Genomic DNA, 23565 nt, shown 5'->3' with positions numbered 1-23565 from the left:
TGAGTATTTAGTTTTCTTTAAATAATGTTTCATTTAGTAGCACGGTTAATATTGTCCAAATGTGTAGAATAGTTACACGAGAAATCATGTGTTCCTTTTTTTGATCTCATAAAGTAGAGATACTCGCTCTTTGCTGGAAATATAGCGGCTCTTATAGCGCTGACGCTTACATTACATACAGGATACTCTGGAATGCCGTTATGTAGGTATGTGTTATATGTTGATGTGTCTTCTCTTATTCTTGCTGGGGTTACTTTTATATGTGAATATTGCCCATAGTTTAGAGTTCCATCCATCTGAAGTTTCATACCTTTTTTAATTCTGTTGTATATAACGGAACTCACTAGTGGCATCTCCTTTATATTGGCAGATTCTTTCTCTATAATAGAGGCAATTGTTACAAATTGAAACCATTTCTTTTCATTATATAATCCAAAGACTTTTTGAGATAAATTTTTCATTTGAGATAAAGACTCATTAAGTAAAACTCTAATAACAACTCTTTCTGTAATTCCCATTGGTAATTTATATGTATTTGGAACAAAAGCACCCTCAATCCAAGACGTTTGAAGAGCGTACTCTTTTTCTAAAACATCTCTATTGAGTCTTAATTGCTGAGATAACTGCTCTAAAAAAATATATGTCGTCTCTCCTGGGATAAGTGTTATCTCTTGAAGCTCAGCTTTTGCAGTTGTTAGTTTATATAAAAAATCCCATCTACTGTTAAGTGTAGTTTTCATATTTATCCAGCCACTTTGTGGTGAGCCAAATATTCTGAGTAAAAAAGTGTCAAGCTTACTTACGTTGTAATTTTTATTATGCATTTGTGTTATAATCTTGCCAATAGAACCTTCAGGAATGTATATCACTCTAGGGGAATTTACAGGCTTATTTAGGTAATACATGAACGATAATATAATTATTAGTACAATTTCAAAAATCCATTTCATAATTATTAGCGCTTTATCATTCATATTTTTACTTCTCTTTACTTTGTTTATATTTTTACAAAATGGAATCTTCTTACAAAATATATCATTTGCAAACATCAATGTTGATAAATTATACATAAAATGCGATAAAAAGATAACGCTCTACATAAAAGAGATTACTGTAAAAGAGCAGAAAAATCAAGACTTTACAATTGATGACGTTCAAGATATTTTAAAATCACTTAAAATAAATCTAGTCTATTTAACTATATTTAAAGAGATAACAATAGATAAAATTTCTTTTAATCAAGCAGATATAGTACTTAATTATAGCGACTCGAAAGATGGATTTTTAAAAATATCTTCTCCATATGCAGAGTTGGATGCCACGCTCTCATTTCGGAATGCTCTTTTTCATCTTGATATTGAAAAATGTAAGATCATAGACAAAGATATAGACATTGACGGTGATATTATCTTTGATTTACGAGACAGATTAGAGTTTGTTGCTTCACTTGTACTAGATATAAAAAAAAGTGCAATACTCAAGATATATATAAATAGTGACAAAAACAAGTTGTACTACGCTCTAGAGTCAGATAAACCAATAAAAAATCCAAAGCAAATATTAACGCTCTTTAGTATTGATGAAAGAGTGAAGTATTGGGTTGATGACGCTATAAAACTCTCAAGCCTAAACATTAACTCGTTTTATGGTTGGTTTGAGTATGAAAAAATAGAAGAAGCATATTTAAATATTTATGCAAAAGCTATCGCAAATGATTTAATCTACACTTACGACACAAAACTATCTCCAATCAGAACTAAGGCTACGAACTTAGAATTTAAAGATGGAGTTCTATATATAAGACCAAAAAATGCTTACACGTATGATTTTTTTCTTGATAAAAGCTGGTTAAATATTGATTTTACGAAGCAAGAAGAACTTCTAACGCTCTATCTACTTTTTCAGGGAAGTGCTAATAAAGATTTACTATATCTACTTAATAGATATGGGATAAACCTTCCGTTCATTCAAAACAGAGGCTTACTTGATACAGAGCTTACACTTGCAATCAATCTAATCTCAACTGATGTTGAAGCATCTGGAAACCTATACGCAAAAGATGCGCAGATAAACTATCTTGGGCTAGATATAGATATATATGATGCAAATATCTCCATAAATAACTCAGATGTAGAAGTTAAAAATATGTTAGCAAGATATGAAGATATAGCTTCTTCACATGTAGATTTAGATTTTAGCGGTAAAACCTCAAGTGGAAAGTTAGTTTTCAAGTTTGATTCAATTAAATTTAAAGATAGCAATCTTTCTTTAGTAAATGGCTCGACACCGCTTTTATCAACATACTTTATCTCGCCAGAGCAAGATTACTTAGAAATTGATAAATCAAGATGGAATTATAAAAATCAGAATATAAAAATAGATGCCATAAATATACCATTTGATATAAAAAATCTAAAAGCAAAAATTCCGCCTACAAAAGTTGAACTCTCCGACCTTGCCTCTTTGAGTGTTTTTGGAGATATTTTTTTAAAACCAACAAAGCTCAATTTAGATGTAGTAGTTAAAAAACTTGATTTTTTAGGCTTAAATTTAGACAAGCAAGTAGCAAAACTAAAACTTACACATGATAAAGATATAACTTCTATATCTTCAAAAAGCCCTATAAATTTAGCTTTAGATAAGCAGATGATAAATGTAAACAATATGCTTGTTGATATTTCTGATAGCTCTATTAGCCTAAAAAATTTAGCACTTGATTATAAAGATATTTTAAAATCAAAAGTTAGCATGGATTATAATCTCAAGAATAATCTTGGTCTTATAGATATGAATAATACAACAATACAAAATTCTACTTTTGGAGAAGTATTTAAAAATGAAAAGAATACTCAGCTATTTTTTCAAAATAAAAACAACAAAATATACTTAAGTTCTAAGGAGTATAGACTAGAGTATATATTAAGTGATGGTAATTGGTTATTGCAATTAAACTCTCTTGATAAGATTTCAAAAAACTCAAAATTTTTAGAAAAATATAAACTTGTTGATGGAACATTGAGAGTAGAAAAAAAGAAAGATAATGAAAATATACTATTTAGTCTTGATTTGGACTATGAACATAAATTTCTTGTAGATGAAAATATTCCTATTGAAAAATATCTAGTTAATGGAAAATATAACACAAAAAGCAGCCAAGCGGTTTTAAATATAAATAATCTAATAGATATAAAAATAAAAGATGAGATAACTATAAAAGCAGACAATATAGGCGTTGATGTTAATGAAATCATTAATATATTTAGTGATGAAAACTCTACAAAAGAGAGTACAAAAGAGAATATTCCCGTGTATGTAAACGCAACAGATAGCTATATTTATCTTAGTGAGAACAGACATGTAATATCGCAAAGTATAAATTTTAAGTATATAAACAATATTTTCTCAGCAGAGCTAAGACATAAAGATGGTAAAGCAACATTTTTACTTAAAGATGATGGTTTTCATCTTTATGGAGAAAACTTCAATGATGAATTTATGGAAAAACTCTTTTCTCTCTCAAAATTTAAAGGTGGCTCAATGGAGTTTTATATCAATGGACTTTTGGATGAGTACGGCGGCACAGTAAACATTACAGACACAACCATACTAGATTACAAAATCTTAAATAATATCCTTGCCTTTGTAAACACAGTTCCATCTCTTGTAACATTTTCCCTCCCAGGATATAACAAAAATGGAGTCGAAGCTAAAAATACATACATGAATTTTAAATTTAAAAATGATGTCTATAAAATCAGTGATATATACTTAAAGTCAAAAGAGATAGAGATTGCGGGATTTGGAGAAGCTAGTATAAAAGAAAATAGTGTCAATTTAGACCTTAACTTGAAGACACAAATCGGAAGTTCTCTCTCAAAGATACCGCTTCTTGGACATATTTTACTTGGAGAAGAGAGTGTCTCCACTACATTAACAGTTACTGGAGCGCTTGATGACCCAGATGTAAACACTCAATTAGCAAAAGATATTGCGGTCGCACCTTATAATATAATCAAGAGAACGCTTATGTATCCTCTTGAATTATTTAAAGATAACAAGGATAAAAATTAACTCTACTCATTTCTAAGAACAGTTAAAATATCTACTTCACTTGCTTTTTTTGCAGGATAAAATGATGAGATAATTACAATTACAAATGCTCCAAACACAATAGATAAAAAATCTTTTACGCTTAAATCAAGTGGTAGTGTTGATGTTGGATATACATCTTTTGGAAGATGTACTATATCAAAAGTACTAAGAACCCATAAACCGCTCATTCCAAGAGCAATACCAGCTAAAATACCGCTTGTACCTATAACAATACCAAGATATAAGAAAACTTTTTTAATCTCAGCTGGAGTAGCGCCTAAAGAGAGCAGTAGCGCTATCTCGCTTCTTCTGTTCATAACAGTCATCAAAAGAGATGAGATGATATTTATAGCTGCTATGAGTATGATAAGCATTAAAACTATAAAGAGTGAAGCTTTCTCTAGCTCTAAGGCAGCAAAAAAGTTTACATTATCTTCCCACCACCCTTTTATACTTACGCTTTGAGAGATATGTTCTTTAAGTTTTAAAATGTCCTCTTGTGGATTTTGTGAAAAAACATGAATACCACTATACTGATTACTTGGCAAGTTAAGCATCGCTTGAAGAGAAGCAATTGTAGTATAGTTGTATGCCTTGTCATAAGCTGATAGCCCAGAGTCAAAAACACCTTTTACGGTAAATCTTTTAATTTTTGGCGTAACATTCATCCCGCCAGGCTCTACATGAGTAAAGATATACATTAATTTATCATCATTTGAGAGTGCAAATTCATCTTTTAATGTTTTACCAATAAGAACATCAAATTTATCAAAACTCTGATCTTTTATTGCCTCTTTTAATACACTATTTACTTTTACTTCACTCTTAAAATCAACACCAAATAGGTATCCACCCTCAAGTCTAGAGCCACTTCTAGCCATAATTGCAGATTGAACGTAAGGGCTAAAGCTCAAGTTTGGAAATTTAATCTCTAAATCAAGAAGCAGGTCTTCATTAACAGCACCATAAAATTTAGGAGTTATAGTTAGTGGATAGTTCATAATGGTTAGCTTTTTTTTAAACTCATTATCAAATCCATTCATAAGAGCCATTGCTATTAAAAGAACCATAACGCCAAGAGATATTCCCAAAAATGCTAAAAGAGCAGATAGAAATATAAAAGGCTGTTCATTGTCAAATCGTAAAAATCTTTTTACTAAATATGGGACTATTGATGTTTTCAAGAAGCAAACATACCTTTTTTTGGACCACTTTTACCGCAGCAAAGTTTGTATTTTTTTCCGCTTCCACAAGGGCAAAGATCATTTCTAGATATTTTTTTACTCTCATTTTCTAATTCATTTTGATAATGATTAAATTGGATTGCAGCTTCATTTATCTTTCTTTGTAGCTCTAGTTTCTGGGCTACTTCTCTCGCCTCTTCTTCTGGGTCCTGTACTCTAAATTGAATAATCTGAAGAGTTTTTATAGTGTTAAATTTTATATCTTCAACAAGCTCTGTAAAGAGGTTGAAACTCTCTTTTTTATACTCAACAAGTGGGTCTTTTTGGTTATAAGCACGCAGTCTTATACCTGTTTTCATATTATCCATAGCATAAAGATGTTCTCTCCATGCATTGTCTAGCTCTTTTAAGTATAGTTCTCTCTCTATTTCACTGCAAATAGATGCATCAAGTACACCCATTTTTTTATCATAGTTGCTTTTAATCTTTTGTGTTAGGGCATCTAACAATTCTTCATACTCGTAAGATGTAAAATCATCTGGATTTAGCTCTAAATTTATCTCTTCGTGAAGAAGCTTAAATAGTTTTTCTAGATTAAAGTCCTCTTTTATTCCACCGTTAAAGATAGAAGCATTAGCTAAAAGATGAGCTACATACTCAACTCTAATATCATCAACTTTTACAGATATATCAAACTCTGGGTCAAGTAGTTGATTTCTAAATTTATATACGATTTTTCTCTGCTCATTTGCAACATCGTCATATTCAACAATATGTTTTCTACCCTCATAGTGCATGTTTTCAACTTTTTTCTGAGCTTTTTCAACTGCACGTGTTACCATTTTTGACTCTATATACTCTCCATCTTCAACACCAAGTCTCTCCATGATACTCTTAATCTTATCACTTCCAAATATACGCAGAAGAGAATCTTCTAATGAGAGATAAAATTGTGTCGTTCCATTATCTCCTTGGCGACCACTTCTTCCACGAAGTTGATTATCAATTCTTCTGTTTTCATGACGTTCTGTACCTATAATATAGAGACCGCCAAGAGCTTTTACTTCATCATTAACTTTGATGTCAACACCACGTCCAGCCATATTAGTAGCAATAGTTACAGCACCTTTTGCACCAGCATTTTTGATGATTTCACCCTCTTGCGCATGATTTTTAGCATTTAAAACAGTATGTGCAATTTTTTCTTTTTTAAGCACCTCATGTAGCACCTCTGACTTCTCTATAGATGCTGTTCCTATAAGAATAGGCTGACCAGTAGATGAGAGTTTTTTAATAGTATTTATAACTGCTTCAAACTTCTCTTTTTCTGTTTTATAAATCAAGTCATTTAAATCTTTTCTTGAAATAGGTATATTTGTAGGTATGGAGATAACATCTAAAGAGTAGATTTGTGCAAATTCTGAAGCTTCTGTTTGTGCTGTTCCTGTCATACCCGCTAGTTTGTTGTACATTCTAAAGTAGTTTTGAAATGTAATATCAGCCAGTGTTTGAGTCTCTTCTTTTATCTCTACATTCTCTTTTGCTTCTAGTGCTTGATGAAGACCTTCTGAGAAACGGCGACCCTCGCTTAAGCGCCCTGTAAACTCATCTACTATTACAACTTCGCCACTATTTACAACATAATCAACATCTTTTTCAAAAAGATAGTTTGCTTTTAGGGCTTGATCGAGTATATGAGACAATGAAGCATTTTCTGGGCTATAAAGATTTTCAACTTTAAAAAGTTCTTCTGCTCTTGTAATACCATCTTCTGTTAAAAGAACTGTTTTATCTTTTTCATCTACGCTAAAATGTTCATCTTTTAATAGCTTAAGAGCTATGTCGTTCGCATCTTTAAAATCTCTGAGTGTTCTGTTTGTAGGTCCAGAAATAATTAGCGGGGTTCTTGCTTCATCAATCAAGATACTGTCAACTTCATCAACGATAACAAAATTGTGTCCTCTTTGAACCATGTTCTCACGAGAGTAACTCATATTGTCTCTTAGATAATCAAATCCAAACTCATTATTTGTTCCATATGTAATATCTGCGCCGTAAACTTCTCTTTTTATAGCAGGGTCATTCATATTTTCTAAGATAACACCAACGCTAAAGCCTAAAAATTCATATAATGGGCGCATTTCATTACCATCTCTTGAGGCAAGATAGTCATTGACGGTTACGAGATGAACACCTTTGCCACTAATGGCATTTAGAACTATTGGAAGAGTAGCTACAAGAGTCTTCCCCTCCCCTGTTTTCATCTCAGCAATCTTGCCCTCATGCAGAACTATTCCACCAATAAGCTGAACATCAAAATGTCTCATGTTTAATACTCTAACACTAGCTTCTCTTGTAATCGCAAAAGATTCAACCAAAACGTTATCTATATTTTTAGCGCCAGATAAAACACTCTCTCTTATCTCATTAAACGCACTTTTCAACGCATCATCACTAAGAGCTTTGTATTTGCTCTCTAAGTTATTTATTTTACTTACTATTTGATTGTATCTTTTTAGTTCTCTATCATTTGTAGTACCAAAAATCTTACCCATTAATGCTTGTAGCATTCGCAACCTTATTATAGATAAATGCCTGAAATAGGCACCTATCATTGAAATTATTTTTATTTTATCATACATATAATTAGAAATTGCATAAACGAAGAAATCATTCTTTTTTCTAAGTATATTAAATAATATGTAAACGGTCACTAAGATATAATTTTTAGAAATAAAGGATAAAAATGAAACCATTTTTTATAGCACTTTTCATTACTGCTGAACTCTTTGCCTCTTTGGATACTATCGTCTCATTTGATGCAGATTTTGTTCAGAGCATTACAGATGATAAAGATAAAACAATCAGCTACAATGGTCATATATTGGCAACTAAACCACAAAATGCGAGATGGAGTTATTTTAAACCTGTAAAAAAAGAGGTTTATATTAACGATTATGAAGTAACTATTGTTGAGCCCGAGATTGAGCAGGTAGTAATTAGAAAAATTGAATCAAATTTTGACTTTTTTAAGATGATAGCAAATGCAAAAGAGAGTTCAAAAGATAACTATACAGCTACATACGGAGAGACACTCTTTAAGATAAAGAAAAATGACAATCTAATAGAATCTATCTCGTATCTTGATGAGTTTGAAAACAGAGTTACAATTATCTTTAAAAATCAAAAACAGAATCAATCAATAAATAAGAGTCTATTTACTCCTCTTTATCCTTTAGAATTTGATATCATAAGAGATTAAGAGATGCTTCTTCAACTCTATTTCTCCCCATATTTTTAGCCTTATATAGCGCCTTATCTGTAATCTTATATATCTCATCATCTTCCATTGAGCACTCTTTTGGTATGAAGGAGATTCCAATAGATACAGAGAGATAGCTTGAGATTTTACTAGATGTATGTTCTATTTTTAAATCTTCTATATTTTTACGCAGAGAGTCTGCTCTGTCTATGGCGCTTTCTTTATTGTTTGCGTAAAAAGATATGGCAAACTCCTCTCCTCCTAGTCTATACACATAATCATTTGCTCTTTTAAATAAAGACTTCATAGCCAATGAGACTGCTTTTAGTATCTCGTCGCCCTTTTGATGTCCATAATGGTCATTATACTGCTTGAAGTAGTCAATATCTACAATCAATAAAACTAAATTTTTATTATCTCTTTTTGATATGTTATGCTCTTTAGTGAAATTTGTATCAAAAAAACGTCTGTTATATAGCCCAGTTAATGCGTCAGTAATTGAGTACTCCTCAATCCTTTTTTTATCTGTAATATCTCTTATAATTGCCGAGAAGCCCAAAATATTGTCATATTTATCTGTTTTTGGAGTTATTGTAGTCTCTATCCAGTACTCTGCTCCACTCTTATTTAAGTTCTTTATCTCACCTTTGTATATTTTACCTGCAAGAATTGTCTCCCACATGTTTTTATAGAGCTCTTTTGGCGTATCTGGATGTGCAACAATGGAGTGTGATTTTCCTACAATCTCTTTTTTTGAATATCCTGATATTTTAGTAAAGGCATCACTTACATTTGTTATGACTCCATTTTTGTTTGTTTTTGATGTGATTACATATTTGTCTATCAATTCTATATATTGTTTACTTGTATCTAAATATTTTGCATCACGTAAAAAACCTATGATCATATCTATAAAATATGCAAAATCTTCGTTATGTATTATTTCATGTTTTTGAATAAAACCTAGTTGAAGAACACCAAATATTTTCTCATAACTTATAAGTGGTATCGTACAGATACTTGATGGTTCAACCGTTATTTCTTCCATACGAAAATTTGCTTTTTTAGTATCGCTCAATTCCGTATGAATACTCTTTTTTTGTATTGCAACTTCTCCAATAAGCCCTTCTCCAAGCTCTACAATAGGTTTCATTTCATTTGTAGCATAAGATGAAGCAATGTAGAGTTTATTATTTTCTTCATTAAATAGATAAATTGCACCCTGAACAACATCAAATTTATTTGCAAAAAAGTAAAGAGATGATGATGCAATTTCTTCGATTGTTTTGCATTTTTCTAAATCATTTTTAAGGTTTATTATTGATGTTAAATTATTTTTTATCTTATTTTCACTTCTTGCATAAAGCATATAGCTTCTTACCATAGAGGCAATCGTTATAAATATAAGCAGAACTACAAAAGCTCCTATTATAACTCCATAAAATTTTGTTTTTTCAAGCTCATTTAATTTTTGATTTAATTTTTGATTTAAAAATTCTGCATCTGTTGTATATAGCGTAAACATTTTATCAATGACGCTAGTTGATATTTTAAAAAACTCTAAAGCCTCAATATTTGCATCATGCAAAAGAACTGTATTTTTAACGTACTCCTGCATTTTTTTTGTTTCACTGCTTATATTTTCAAGAAGTGCTAAAAGTCTTGTTTTTTCAACATTATCATGTATCTCATTTATTGTTTTATATATCTGTTTTATATGTTCTTCACACAATAGACAATTGTTTTTAATAGAGTATAAAAGATCATTGTCAGTAGAGTTATCCAAAATCGCCTTGCTTGTTTTTGCTCTGATTTTTCCTACAACTTCTATGAGATTTGGCAGATGCTTAAGCATAATTTCTACAAAAAAGTATTTGTCACCATCAGATTCTAAGAGTAGTTTTGATTTAAAACCAAGGTAGTAAACCTTCTCTTTTAGCTCTTCAATACTGTGTGTGTATTTTTCATAAAGAATAGTTTTATCTTGCGATGAAGCATCTATTATATTTTTAATTTCATCCATAACATAGTCATAATCGTTATCATAAAGCGCTGGATATAACTCTTTGAGAGCCTTTATCTCTTGAATATCTTTTTTAACATCACTCTTAATTATATCAACACTGCTTAGTATATTGTTATATTCTGTTTCGTTTACAGAAAATTGATCAAATTGGCTATATCCTCTTAGTTTTTGAATTTTAAGTATAAATCTTTGGACTTTTTGAGCAACCTCAATACCATTAATTTTATATTTTGTTTTTTCTATTTCACTGTTGTAGTTGCTTATAAAGTTGTTGAATAAGAAAAGTGTTCCGCCAATTAAAAAGAGAATTAAAATGATAAATTTATATATTTTTTGCATTTTTAATAAAATCCGATATGTAATATTTTAGATATTTTAACAAAAGAAGATAAAAAGAGTGTTGTTACTTAATAATGAGAGGTATATTTTTTAGTAGCGCAGAAGATGTATCTGCGCTATGAAGATTATAATTTATAATCTTTAATAAGATTAAAGTTAAGATATTTGTATATCTCACTCTCTTTACCAATGATTTTTTTAGTTTTTTCTAAGTACTCAGCTTTAGTTGGAATACGTCCAAGTATAGAGCACACTGCAGCTAACTCAGCAGAACCAAGATAAACTTGAGCGCCTTTTCCTAAACGGTTATCAAAGTTACGAGTTGAAGTTGAAAATACAACCGCATCATCAGCAACTCTTGCTTGATTACCCATACACAGTGAACATCCTGGGATTTCAGTTCTAGCACCAGACTCACCAAAAGTTATATAGTAACCATCTTCAATTAGTTGTTTCTCGTCCATTTTTGTTGGAGGACATACCCAAAGAGTTGTTGGAACTTTACCCTCGCCTTTTAAAACTTCGCCTAAAGCACGATAGTGACCGATATTTGTCATACATGAGCCAACAAATACTTCGTCAATTTTTGTAGGACGAGAAGATGCAAGAACTTCACTAAGAGTTGCAACATCATCTGGATCATTTGGACAAGCTAAAATAGGCTCTGTAATCGTGTTTAAATCTATCTCAATTACCGCTGCATACTCTGCATCAGCATCTGGTTTCATAAGTGATGGAGATGCTAACCACTCTTTCATCTTACCTATACGGCGCTCTAAAGTACGTTTGTCCTCGTATCCAGCTTCAATCATAGACTCTAAAAGAGTTACATTTGATTTTAGGTACTCAATTACTGGCTCTTCATTTAGTAAAACCGTACAAGCAGCTGCACTTCTCTCAGCAGATGCATCTGAGAGTTCAAAAGCTTGTTCACACTTCATATCTGGCATACCTTCTATCTCCATGATACGACCAGCAAATATGTTTTTCTTACCCTTTTTCTCAACAGTTAAAAGACCCTCTTTTATCGCTTGATGAGGAATAGCATTTACTAGGTCACGAAGAGTGATACCAGGCTGTAGTTCTCCTTTAAAGCGAACAAGAACAGATTCTGGCATAGTAAGAGGCATAGAGCCTGTTACACCAGCAAACGCAACTATTCCTGAACCACCAGGGAAAGATATACCAATTGGGAAACGTGTATGGCTATCAGCACCAGTTCCAACAGTATCTGGAAGAACCATTCTGTTTAACCAAGAGTGAATAACTCCATCGCCTGGGCGGAGAGCGACACCTGAACGCTTAGAGATAAAGTCTGGTAGCGTGTGGTGCATTACAATGTCTGATGGCTTAGGATACGCTGCTGTGTGACAAAATGACTGCATAACTAAATCAGCAGAGAAGCCAAGAGCTGCAAGTTCTACTATCTCATCCCTTGTCATTGGTCCTGTTGTATCTTGAGAACCAACTGTAGATGTTTCAGGCTCTACGTACATTCCTGAGCGAACACCGCTCATGCCACATGCACGACCAACCATCTTTTGAGCTAGAGTATAACCTTTACCGCTATCAGCTGGCTGTTCAGCCGTTAAAAATTTATCAGATGCACCAAGACCAAGAACGCCACGAGCTTTAGAAGTTAAGCCACGACCGATAATCAACGGAATACGTCCACCAGCACGTACTTCATCAGTAATAGTGTTAGGATTTAGTTTAAAAGTAGCGATACATTTGCCATCTTTGTGAGCTTCACCCTTATATGGATAGATAGTAATTACATCGCCTGTTTCCATTTCAGATACATCAAGCTCAAGTGGCAATGCGCCTGAATCTTCACATGTAGCAAAGAAGATTGGAGCGATAATGCTTCCAAGAACAACACCGCCAGTACGCTTATTTGGAACACCTGGGATATCTTCACCCATATGCCACTGAACAGAGTTTACACCAGATTTTCTTGAGCTTCCAGTTCCAACAACATCACCAACGTAAGCGATTGGATTGCCTTTTTCTTTTAGCTTTTTGATACTCTCGATAGGATTATCCATCTTAGCAACAAGCATAGAGTTTGCATGTAGTGGAATATCTGAGCGAGTAAACGCTTCAGAAGCTGGTGAGAGGTCATCCGTATTTGTCTCTCCAGCTACTTTAAATACTGTCAGAGTCATTTTTTCTGCTAATGCTGGTTTTGATGTAAACCACTCAGCATCTGCCCATGATTTTATAACTTCAGCTGCATGAGTGTTTCCAGCTTTATAAAGTTCTTCTACGTCATTAAAAGCATCATAAACAAGTAGAGTATGCTTAAGCGCCTCTTTTGCAGCTTCAACAACCGCAATATTTTTAGAAGTCAGTGCATCTACTTGTGGTTTAACATTGTATCCGCCAAGCATCATTCCCATCATCTCAACTGCACGAGGAGCTGAAATCTCAGCTATGCTAATCTTCTCTGAAGCAATATCATTTAAAAATGCAGCTTTTACATACGCAGCGTCATCAACACCTGGTGATACACGATTTGTAAGAAGATCTACATTTTGAGCCATATCGCCCACTTTATCTTTTATCATCTCTACTAAAGCAACAGTTTGCTCAGCATTTAATGGTAGTGGTGGGACTCCAAGGGTTTCTCTTTCTGCTATATGTGCTTTATAATCTTCAATAAATGACATCATTATTCCTCTGTTTTAAAATTTAGTAAGATTGTAACTAAATAAAGAAACACAAAAAACATAGTGTTACCATAGTAAACAAATTCTCTATATTTTATTTAAAATATGTTTCATATAGTAACTTTATAAATCTCTTGATTTTAATTCTGCCTCAATAATCTCTCTATCTTTTCCATGATAGTTACTTTTTAGCCATAGAAGATACACATCTGGTAAATCGCAGTAGAGCATCCCTTTGTATTTTCCATACTCAACTTTGCTCATTTGTGGGGTTTTAAAAATAATCTCTTCACAGATTAAATTTGTAAAAATAGTCTCCATCAGAGTTTTAAACTCTATAAATTCAACTCTTTTTGGGATTGAAAATGTGTATGTATTAAAATCAAAAAAGCCTCTTCTGAGACTAACAAATGCTTCTATGCTTTTTATCTGTTCAACTGTGAGTTCTTCCAAATTTTTAACATGCACGTTAAAAGAGTTTTGTAATTTTGTAAAGACAAAGTATATTTTTGCCATTATAAAATATCACGCATCCCTTTTGAGTTAGGAGCAGATAAGATACCCTCATTTTCGAGTTGTTCAATTAATCTTGCAGATTTGTTATAGCCGATTTGTAGTTTTCTTTGAAGATATGAGATAGATGTTTTTCTATCACTAAGTACTACATTTTTAGCCTCATCAAACATAGGGTCAAGCTCTTCGTAACTCTCATTTGATGAGTAGCTGTTTTCATTCTCCTCTACCAAAAAGCTCTTGTCATAGTTTGGAGCTCTTTGAGATTTTATAAAATCAACGATTTTTTCTATCTCCTCTTCAGTGCTCCATGGTGCATGAAGACGCACGAGTCCAGTTGAACCTGGAGGAGTAAAGAGCATATCGCCTTTACCTAAGAGTGACTCCGCGCCTTGTTGGTCTAGTATGATTTTACTATCAACTTTCTGCCCTACTCTGTAAGATATACGAGATGGAAGATTTGCTTTAATTAGCCCAGTTACGACATCAACCGATGGTCTTTGTGTCGCTACAACAAGATGAATCCCTGAAGCTCTTGCCATTTGAGCAAGTCTTGCTATGGATATTTCTACATCTTTACCGCTTGTCATCATCAAGTCTGCCAACTCATCTATGATAACAACTATGTATGGAAGATGCTCTCCACCCTCTTTTTTAACTTTATCGTTATAGCTCTCTATATTTTTTGTTCTGTTCTCACTCATCAAAGCGTAGCGTCTCTCCATCTCATGAACCATGTTATTTAGTGCTACAATAGCCTGTTTTGCTTTTGTGATGACTGGGGTTAGTAGATGTGGAATATCATTATAGATAGAGAACTCTAGCATCTTTGGGTCTATCATAAGAAGTCTAAGCTGGTCTGGCGAATTTTTATATAAAAGAGAGAGTATCATCGCATTTATACCGACACTCTTACCACTTCCCGTTGTTCCAGCTATAAGAAGATGCGGAAGTTTTTTGAGGTCTGTTATAAAGGGTTTGCCAACTATGTCTTTACCCAAGACGATAGTAAGAGGAGAAGATGACTCTTGAAACAGTTTACTATCAATCAGTTCTCGTAAGTAGATAGTATCTATCTTCTCGTTTGGAATCTCAATTCCAACTACATCTTTTCCAGGGATTGGTGCTTGAATACGGATAGTTTCAGCACTTAGAGCCATTGCCAAATCATCTTGAAGATTTAAAATTCTAGAGACTTTAACATTTGCAGCAGGTTTAAACTCAAAAGTGGAAACAACTGGCCCAGCATAAGTTCTTACAACATCACCATCTATTTTAAAATGTGCTAATTTCTCTATAAGAAATTTTATTTTTCCATCAAGTTCGCTCTCATCAACACTGTGAGCTTTGTTGTTTGGTTTTTGCAAAAACTCAACAGAGGGGAGTTTAAAGTTCTTTGGCTTTTCAACACTTCCTTTTTCGATAGTAGCCAAGAGCTTTGCATTCTCTTCTAGTTCATCTACAACTATCGTGTTTTTTTGCTCTTTTATCTCATGCACTAGCTCTAAAATATTGTGTTCTTTTACTTTTTTACTCTCTTTTGTATCGAGAGGTTGCTCGTTTCTAATATAAGTAGGCTTATCTATCTCTTGCTCCACTTCTGGCTCAAAACTCTGCTCCTCATAATTTTGCACAATCTCTTCTTTGGCTTTTTGTTCCATTTTTTCATCTTTAGCAGTTGCATATAATTTAGCAATATTGTCGCTTTTAGCTTTAGACTCAGATGGTTTTTTTATGCTTTTTTCTCTACTTTGAATAGTTAATTTTTTAAAATTTGCATATAGTGCATCCACCATCTCATGAGCGCTTTTATCAAAAATGATTACCATAGACAAGATTGTGATAATAAACCAAAAAACCCAAAGACCAAAAAGCCCTATAAATGGGGATAGAAAGTCAACAAAATCACCAACGACCTCTCCTCTTAGCTCATTTGTTACCAGAAGTGCTTGTGCAAGTAAAAATGCAAAGAAAATTAAAAAAGAGGCGAGAGTTAGCTCTACTACTCTGCTGTTAAATTTGATCTGTTTATAAAAAATATAGAGAGGAACCATCGAAGCAAATATATATATGTAAGAGATATAGCCAAAATATTTATGATTATATGAAGCGAAGATAGCGCCATAACTTCCCATTAAAGCGGTATCTCCAAAGATTGTAGCAAATCCAAAATATATAAGAAGACCAAAACAGAGTATAAATAGAGTATCTTTCAAACCAAAACTTCCTTTTTGCTATAATATTTTAAGCATAAAATAAAAAAGAATTATAGCTAAAAGTGTTCCATAAAGCCTATTTTTAGAGGTAGTTAACCAAGCTTAGTTTAGAAATTTTACTTACAGTTGAGAGCATCGCCTGATAATTAGTATTTAATTGGGCTAAAGTAAGTGATGCTTCTGCCAAATCAGTATCAATTACAGAAGATCTAAGCTCTATGGAGCTCATCTTAAGCATCTCTACTCTCTCTAACGACTTTGTAAGCGTATTTGATTGTGCCCCAACTTGAGAGTGAGATTTGCCAATATGCTCTTTTAAATCATCAATCATCGCGATAGCATTCTCGGTTCCCATACTTCTCACATCTCCAGAGCTACTATCTGGGTAGAGTTTATAATTCTCGACTGAACTTATAACATCATTTAATGTTTTAAAAAAATCTGTTTTTGGATCACGCACTGTTAGGGCATTATTACTGTTAAATGTCATAGCTGAAGCATCTGCGCTAAAGTTACCGCTATTTGAATCATAAATGGCAATTGTTGCTTTTGTGTTGCTTGCATTTATCTCTTCAAATCCTAGTTTTCCGTCATCACTTAAAAATGTTCTTCCTCTTAAATCTGCATCTATTATGGCAGCATCATACTCTGTAGCTGTACCCGCAGGAGAAGGTGTAGCAGGAAAGTTTCCAGTAACAACCATATTTATAACATCACTAAGTTGTTTATATGTCATTTCATCAGCTTTTACAGCTACTCGTGGCGATTCCATATTGAAAATATCATACGTATTACCACCAACTGTAAAAGTCGAACCAGCAGTTAATAAATCTATCTGGGCAGCATATGGACTTCCGTTTACATCCATACCCTCTAGCACAAAAGAAGTTCCATCCAATGTCCCAGCAGTCCCTTGAGAGAGATCCGCAACTTCTGATAATTTCGTAGATGCTGTTGCAAAAGCATTAGTTCCTTTTATGATTTGAGAACTACTAGACAACAAATTTGAACCATCTTTGCTAAATTCCACTCTATCATAAAGAGTACCCTCTATAATATTTGTAGCAGCAACATTATCAGCAGAAGTCATAGAAGATTTAACAAACTCTCTTACATGTAAGTTTGGGTTAGTTGCGGTTGAAGCACCCAAAATAATACTATCAAAGCTTGTCTCACCTACCCCTAAATCATCTATATTTGTAACATTTGCAGCAGCACCACCACTAAAATCAGTTGCACCAACCATATGAAACTCTATATTAGAAGAACCTCTCATTTTATCTTCAATAACTATTTGTCCATTTGGATTCATACTTACATTGACAACATCTATTCCAGGTGTATTTCCATACATGTCTCCAATTTTTTTGAGCAAATCACTAATCTTTTCATCGTCAGACATTGGAAGTTTCTCTTTAAAAGATTCTCCATTACTTTTTGTTCCACTTATATAAAAAAAGTGTTTATTAACTCCGACATCAGAAATATTATCTGTATCACCCATCAAATCTCTAATAGTATCACTGCTTTTTAGATATTTTGTAGCGCCATCTACCGCTGCATCTGTAAAATCTGGATATTTTGAGCTTAAATTCAATTGAGTAACATTTGTTGTTATCTCTCTTCTTGTTGATTGCTTTTCCCCAAAAAATAGCTCTTGACCGCTAATGTTATACTGTTGTGATATACCTGAACCACCAAAAGCCTTAAGTAAAGCAGCGTTCCCATTATACGAGCCATCATCAGAAATCGGTTTCGTATCAATAGCCGAACCTGAGAATAAATATTGACCATTTATAGATGTATTTGCCAAATTTTTAAGATGATCTTCCAGCCCTCTGAGCTCCTGAGAGATAGCGTCAAGTGACGTCTCGCTATTTGCAGCGTTTGAAGCATTTATGAGAAGAGTTTTCATTCTGTCCATAGATAATGAAAATTCATTTAAAACTGAATCTGTCTGATTTGAAAATTTTAAAGCATTTGTTATACTGTTTTTGCTCTGGTCTAATGTTGTGATTTCATTGTCAAGTCTCATAGTTTCAGTAAAAGTTCTTATATCTTCTTGAGCGTATTGAATTTTGATTCCAGAGGCTATCTGCTTATTTACATCAAAAAGACTCTGACTCAAGCGTGAATTGCTCTCACCAAATACATTTTTATAATACATATTGCTAGTAACTCTCATCTTCTAACCTCCAGTTTAACTCTGCCACACTCATAACTGTTTTATATAAAGCAACATAAGTTCCATCTCTCTTATATCGGCTAAATAAAAAATATTTTGACTTGATTTCACAATCTTTTAAGTTAGAAGTCACTATTATTTCGCTCAAAGCCAGTGTGGTGAAATGGTAGACACGCCTGATTCAAAATCAGGTATAGAAATATGTGGCGGTTCGAGTCCGCCCACTGGTACCACTCCTCTTTTATATGCTAAAATACAAAAAAACTTAATTACCAAAGAGTCTATTTTATGTTTAGCAAAATACTGTTTCTATCTTTAATATTATCAAATATTTACGCGGACAACGCACTTGAAGAGGTCTACTATGTTGATAGTAAGGATGTAAAACTCTCAACAATTATCCCATATGTAAAAAATGATGCCTCAATTCTAAAAATAGAAGAAAACAGATATTCTCAAAAAATAAAATCAAAAGAGTTTATAAAATTACTCTCAAAATATGGTTACAAAAACTACACAGCTAATAGTAGCTATATAAACTTTATCTTAAAAAGTCCAGTTGATACATCAAAAATAGAGCAAAAAATAGAAGAGTATTACAAAAAAAACTATGAAAATGTAGAGATAAAATCCATACACGTAGCTCCAAGAGGCTATTTATCATCAATTCCTGAAGTTTATACTATACAGATGAGAGATGATGACTTTTTATCAAGGGATGGCGTTATCAGTATAAAAACTGCAGATAACAAAAAGCTTTTTTTTGACTACAACATAATTGCCGATGTTGAAGTTTACAAGAGCAGAAACAGTCTAAAAAAAGATACAAATCTATCTCCATCAAACACCATAAAAAAGAGCGTTAGACTAGAAAAATTTAGAGACAAACCGCTTCAAAATATCAATAAAACATCTCTTCAAGCAAAGCGACATATTCCAAAAGATATGATATTAACCATAAGAGATGTAGAAATAGCAGATGCACTCAAGAGAGATGCTATTGTTAATGTTACGCTACTCAAGGATGGCATGGTAATAAATTTTAGTGCAAAAGCTCTAAAAGACGCTAAAGTAAATGATATAATAAAAGTTCAAAGCAGCAATGGGAAAATTTTAAAAGTAAGAGTTACAGGTAGTAACACGGCGGAGATAGAGTGAAAAATAGAAAAATTGTAGTAGCCTCAAGTGGTGCTAGTGGAGTAAATTTAGGTATGAAAATTCTTAAACTTCTCCCATTAGAGATAGAGAAGCACTTTATCATGACACAACATGCAGAAGTTGTTTTAGATAAAGAGTTGCATATCACAATGCATGAAAATGAAAATATAGCTTCAAGTATCGCTTCTGGCTCATTTGGTGTTGATGCTATGATTATAGCGCCGTGCAGCATGAATACTCTTGCTAAAATCGCATGTGGTATAGCTGACAATTTAGTCACACGATGTGCAAGTGTCATAATAAAAGAGCGTAAGCAACTCATTTTAGCTCCTCGTGAGATGCCTTTTTCTGCGATAGCGTTAGAAAATATGCACAAACTCTCAACACTAGGAGTAATAATTGCCCCTCCAATTATGGCTTACTACTCAGAACAACAAACGCTCGATGATATGGAAAATTTTATCATCGGCAAGTGGTTTGACTTACTTGGTGTTGAAAACAACCTCTACAAAAGATGGGAATAATGAAAAAAATAGCACTATATCCAGGCACTTTTGATCCAATAACAAATGGGCATTTTGACATAATAGAACGAGCATTAAATCTTTTTGATGAAGTGATAGTTGCTATCGCTCTCTCTGCTGATAAAAAGCCTATGTACACATTAAATGAGCGCATAGAGATGGTAGAAGCTGCCCTTATCGGTCTAAAAAATGTAACTGTTGTAGGTTTTGATAACTTGACTGTGGAACTTGCAAAAACTCACGATGCCACTGTTTTGATTCGTGGTCTTCGTGCTGTTAGCGACTTTGAATATGAACTTCAACTTGGATACTTAAATAACTCTTTGGATGACACTATCGAAACTGTATATCTTATGCCAAAACTTCAACACGCTTTTATAAGCTCTTCTATTGTTAGAAATCTTCTCAAATTTAACGCAAAAACAGAGCATTTAGTACCAAAAGAAGTTCAAAAAATTATAGGGAATAAAAAATCATGTATATTGCAATAGAAGGAATTGATACTGCTGGAAAAAGCACCCAGATAGAGAAGCTAAAAGCGTATTTTGGTGATGCAATCATAACTAAAGAGCCAGGTGGTACAGAAGCTGGAAAAGAGATTAGAGAGATAGTTCTTGGTGCAAAAACAAAGAGTAAAAAAGCTGAGTTTTTGCTCTTTTTAGCTGATAGAGCGGAACATATAAAAGAGGTAATTGAGCCAAATCTAGGCAAACTTATTATCTCCGACAGAAGTATAATAAGTGGGGTTGCTTATGCTTTAGTTCAAGGCGAGATAAGCGAAACTGCTATAGTTCACTTAAATAGATTTGCAACAGGCGGTATATATCCACAAAAAGTTTTTCTACTTAAACTAACAAAAGAAGAGCTGTCATTTAGACTCTCACAAAAAAAACTAGATGGAATTGAGCTAAGAGGTGAAGAGTATCTATTGAGTATACAAGAAGCCATCATAGAGGCCTCAAAGCTCCTAAATATAGAGCTTGTCATCGTTGATGCAACTAAAGATATTGATTCTATCACACAAGAGATATTAAGAAATATAAATATCTAAACTATCTTTCTTTCTTTTACAATGTTGATATATATCAACTATTGTAATTAAAAAAATCTCTATTATTCGTTATTGTTATATGCAAATGGAGATTAGATGCGTCTTAGAAACTACTTCAACAGAATGAGATCTAAAGACATACGTCCTTCTCGTAAACCATTTAGTAAAATAGTTTGGTCTGTTGTAGGCGCATTTATAGGTATATACGTAATGTCTATTTTTAGCAATTTTTTCTCAGCAAAAGATAGTTTCTTTCTTCTTGGCTCATTTGGAGCATCTGCAGTTTTGATATATGGAGCTCCAGAGGTGCATTTTTCACAGCCAAGAAATCTAATCGGTGGGCATGTTATATCTGCTTTTATAGCAGTATTTTTAGTGAAAATGTTTGGTGATGTATTAAGTATAGAGCTTTTATGCTCTCTTAGTGTGGCTCTCTCGGTTTTAGCAATGCATCTTACTTTAACTATGCACCCTCCTGGAGGTGCAACGGCTCTTTTGTATGTCATTGGTAGTGAGCATATTCAATCACTTGGATGGTTATACCCATTTACTCCGATTGGATTAGGAGTTATTATTATGCTTATTATTGCTCTTGTGGTAAATAATATGTCAACTAATACACAAAGACACTATCCTCTTTATTGGTACTAAAGAGGGGCTTTGTTTTTAACGTTTACAAGCCAGTAAGCAACTGCTAAAGATACAATTACGGCACCTATTATTAAGAGCTCATTTCCTTTTTCTGATGAGAGAGAATAGATAAGAATTTTTCTAATTAGCGCTGCCATAGCCAACATTATAAATGCACCTATCGCAAAACCTTTGCCTTGAAGATGGTTTATCTCCTCATGTATAAGCTCAATCGCCGCCCATAAAACAAGTAAACTTCCAAGAACTGTTAAAATCCCCTTCTCTATTCCTATATCTGAGAAAAATAGAAGATAAATATCATAAGAAAAAAGTCCAATAGCAAAAAAGGCAACAAGAGCCAGTGAACCCGCTAAAAAGAAGTTTATATATGAGTTAAATTTTTTGAGTCCGCCTAAAATTGTTTTTTCAAATTTAGATAGTGATAAAAACTTACTTAGCTCCTCTTCTCTGTATGAGCTAGTAAGTGTATCAAGGTTTATATCCACAATCTTTTCAGCTGCTTTTATTGCTATTAAACGACTCTCTTCATCCTCCACACTCTCTTGTATACTCTTTATTATAAATGTTCTTACAAAAGTAAAAGCTGAATTAACATAGTGTGTTGGAAGCCCTATTCTTACATGTATCTCACCTATTTTGTAAAGATACATAAAATATTGCAAATCATATTTTCCACAAAAAAGATTTACAAACCATGCCTTTATTTTTGATCTATGATAATCGATAATTTTTTGATTTTTAAGAAATTTTGCAGTTGAGCCAAAGCCCCAGATATAGTCATAAAACTCATTTATAAATCTCTCTGAAATCTCACTCATTTTTGGTTGAAGAGTCGCTAAGATACGCGCCTCTTCTTCACTAAATTTATAATCTGCTTTTAAACTATCATGTTGTTGCATCATAAACCTTTTTGTTCATATTTTGCAATTATACGCAAAAAAAACTATTTTAACTAGTCACTCTATCTTGATTTTGAAGCTCATCTAGTACCTGACAAAATGGGTCATGTATGTCGTTACAAGGCTCTATCCCTATAAAAAGATGAGTATCTGTTTTTTCGTAGGTCTGTGATGCAAAGTCCCAATTTATATGTTCCCAAAACTCCTCTAAATATTTTTGACGCAGATTTTTATAGTCCAAATAATAAGCATGTTCCCATACATCACAAACAAAAATAGGGATAAGATTTGAAGATAGAGGAGTGTGCGCATTGCTTGTATGTTTTAGCACAAGCATACCTTTTGGCTCTCTGCACAGCCACACCCAGCCTGAACCAAAAAGTGTTGTTCCAGCTTTTATAAACTCCTCTCTTAACTTCTCTAAAGAGCCAAAATCACTATCTATCTTCTCTTGTAGTTTTTTACTAGGCTTCAACTTTATTGCACTGAGCGAGTTCCAATAAAACGTGTGGTTAAATACCTGAGCAGCATTGTTAAATACAGCTCCATCAGAGTCACGTATAATGGCAGATAGTGACATTTTATCAAACTCACTATCTTTAATAAGCTCATTAAGCTTATTTACATAACCAGTATGATGTTTACCATAATGATACTCTATTGTCTCTTTTGAAATAAATGGCTCTAATGCATCTTGCGCAAAAGGCAACTTTGTTAGCTCTATCATGGCTTTATCCTCACTTTTTTGAATTTACTTTTCTGTATAGTTGTAAGATACTATTATTAAAATTTA

The 23565-nt window shown here is 33.1% G+C and carries 17 protein-coding genes and 1 tRNA gene; 8 read left to right on the top strand and 10 right to left on the bottom strand.

Annotation, left to right across the window (positions count from 1 at the left end; genetic code table 11):
* Positions 1-29 precede the first annotated feature (29 nt).
* Entirely contained in the window at positions 30-974 is a 945-nt protein-coding gene (gene mltG, locus AC6H33_RS05880) for an endolytic transglycosylase MltG (RefSeq protein WP_497603952.1), read from the bottom strand.
* Between mltG and AC6H33_RS05875 the strand changes: the two genes are divergently transcribed.
* Positions 904-4071 carry a YhdP family protein gene (locus AC6H33_RS05875; RefSeq protein ID WP_497603951.1) on the top strand — a complete coding sequence of 1056 codons (3168 nt, stop codon included), beginning with the start codon at positions 904-906 and terminating at the stop codon, positions 4069-4071. The genes mltG and AC6H33_RS05875 overlap by 71 nt on opposite strands.
* A gap of 2 nt (positions 4072-4073) precedes the next feature.
* On the opposite strand, the gene AC6H33_RS05870 is transcribed toward AC6H33_RS05875, so the two are convergent.
* Both AC6H33_RS05870 and secA read right to left on the bottom strand, forming a co-directional pair.
* Positions 4074-5276: an ABC transporter permease gene (locus AC6H33_RS05870; protein ID WP_497603950.1), complete on the bottom strand. Its 1203-nt coding sequence runs from the start codon at positions 5274-5276 to the stop codon at positions 4074-4076.
* Positions 5273-7846, bottom strand: a complete 2574-nt coding sequence (gene secA / locus AC6H33_RS05865; protein ID WP_497603949.1) for a preprotein translocase subunit SecA — start codon at positions 7844-7846, stop codon at positions 5273-5275. The genes AC6H33_RS05870 and secA overlap by 4 nt, the downstream gene beginning before the upstream one ends.
* Before the next feature lie 176 nt (positions 7847-8022).
* Between secA and lolA the strand changes: the two genes are divergently transcribed.
* Positions 8023-8538 (top strand): LolA-like outer membrane lipoprotein chaperone, encoded by a 516-nt coding sequence (lolA, locus tag AC6H33_RS05860; RefSeq protein ID WP_497603948.1) that lies wholly within the window; start codon positions 8023-8025, stop codon positions 8536-8538.
* On the opposite strand, the gene AC6H33_RS05855 is transcribed toward lolA, so the two are convergent.
* The 5 genes from AC6H33_RS05855 to AC6H33_RS05835 all read right to left on the bottom strand — a co-directional run bounded on the left by AC6H33_RS05855 (position 8525) and on the right by AC6H33_RS05835 (position 18489).
* Positions 8525-10903, bottom strand: a complete 2379-nt coding sequence (locus AC6H33_RS05855; RefSeq protein ID WP_497603947.1) for a diguanylate cyclase — start codon at positions 10901-10903, stop codon at positions 8525-8527. The genes lolA and AC6H33_RS05855 overlap by 14 nt on opposite strands.
* Positions 10904-11028: 125 nt before the next feature.
* Entirely contained in the window at positions 11029-13575 is a 2547-nt protein-coding gene (gene acnB, locus AC6H33_RS05850) for a bifunctional aconitate hydratase 2/2-methylisocitrate dehydratase (protein WP_497603946.1), read from the bottom strand.
* A gap of 123 nt (positions 13576-13698) precedes the next feature.
* Positions 13699-14091 carry a putative quorum-sensing-regulated virulence factor gene (locus AC6H33_RS05845; RefSeq protein WP_497603945.1) on the bottom strand — a complete coding sequence of 131 codons (393 nt, stop codon included), beginning with the start codon at positions 14089-14091 and terminating at the stop codon, positions 13699-13701.
* Positions 14091-16304: a DNA translocase FtsK gene (locus tag AC6H33_RS05840; RefSeq protein ID WP_497603944.1), complete on the bottom strand. Its 2214-nt coding sequence runs from the start codon at positions 16302-16304 to the stop codon at positions 14091-14093. The genes AC6H33_RS05845 and AC6H33_RS05840 overlap by 1 nt, the downstream gene beginning before the upstream one ends.
* An 82-nt stretch (positions 16305-16386) precedes the next feature.
* Positions 16387-18489, bottom strand: a complete 2103-nt coding sequence (locus AC6H33_RS05835; protein WP_497603943.1) for a flagellin N-terminal helical domain-containing protein — start codon at positions 18487-18489, stop codon at positions 16387-16389.
* A 149-nt stretch (positions 18490-18638) separates the two neighbouring features.
* Here AC6H33_RS05835 and AC6H33_RS05830 point away from each other — a divergent pair.
* The 6 genes from AC6H33_RS05830 to AC6H33_RS05805 all read left to right on the top strand — a co-directional run bounded on the left by AC6H33_RS05830 (position 18639) and on the right by AC6H33_RS05805 (position 21873).
* A tRNA-Leu gene (locus tag AC6H33_RS05830) sits at positions 18639-18722 on the top strand.
* A 55-nt stretch (positions 18723-18777) separates the two neighbouring features.
* Positions 18778-19647 (top strand): flagellar basal body P-ring formation chaperone FlgA, encoded by an 870-nt coding sequence (gene flgA / locus AC6H33_RS05825; protein WP_497603942.1) that lies wholly within the window; start codon positions 18778-18780, stop codon positions 19645-19647.
* Positions 19644-20171, top strand: coding sequence for a UbiX family flavin prenyltransferase (locus AC6H33_RS05820; RefSeq protein WP_497603941.1), 528 nt, complete (start codon positions 19644-19646; stop codon positions 20169-20171). The genes flgA and AC6H33_RS05820 overlap by 4 nt, the downstream gene beginning before the upstream one ends.
* Complete coding sequence (gene coaD, locus AC6H33_RS05815) at positions 20171-20662, top strand: pantetheine-phosphate adenylyltransferase (protein WP_497603940.1); 492 nt, start codon at positions 20171-20173, stop codon at positions 20660-20662. The genes AC6H33_RS05820 and coaD overlap by 1 nt, the downstream gene beginning before the upstream one ends.
* Positions 20647-21222, top strand: coding sequence for a dTMP kinase (gene tmk / locus AC6H33_RS05810; RefSeq protein WP_497603939.1), 576 nt, complete (start codon positions 20647-20649; stop codon positions 21220-21222). The genes coaD and tmk overlap by 16 nt, the downstream gene beginning before the upstream one ends.
* A 96-nt stretch (positions 21223-21318) precedes the next feature.
* Entirely contained in the window at positions 21319-21873 is a 555-nt protein-coding gene (locus AC6H33_RS05805; protein WP_497603938.1) for an HPP family protein, read from the top strand.
* Here the strand turns inward: AC6H33_RS05805 and AC6H33_RS05800 are convergent.
* Both AC6H33_RS05800 and AC6H33_RS05795 read right to left on the bottom strand, forming a co-directional pair.
* The gene (locus AC6H33_RS05800; protein ID WP_497603937.1) at positions 21870-22772 is read right to left on the bottom strand and encodes a protoglobin domain-containing protein; all 903 of its coding nucleotides are present in this window, start codon (positions 22770-22772) and stop codon (positions 21870-21872) included. The two genes, AC6H33_RS05805 and AC6H33_RS05800, sit on opposite strands and share 4 nt — an antisense overlap.
* 49 nt (positions 22773-22821) lie before the next feature.
* Complete coding sequence (locus AC6H33_RS05795) at positions 22822-23499, bottom strand: superoxide dismutase (protein WP_497603936.1); 678 nt, start codon at positions 23497-23499, stop codon at positions 22822-22824.
* Positions 23500-23565: the final 66 nt, after the last annotated feature.

It is taken from the genome of Sulfurimonas limnophila (assembly GCF_059705345.1).
This window is presented reverse-complemented; position numbering and strand designations above follow the sequence as displayed.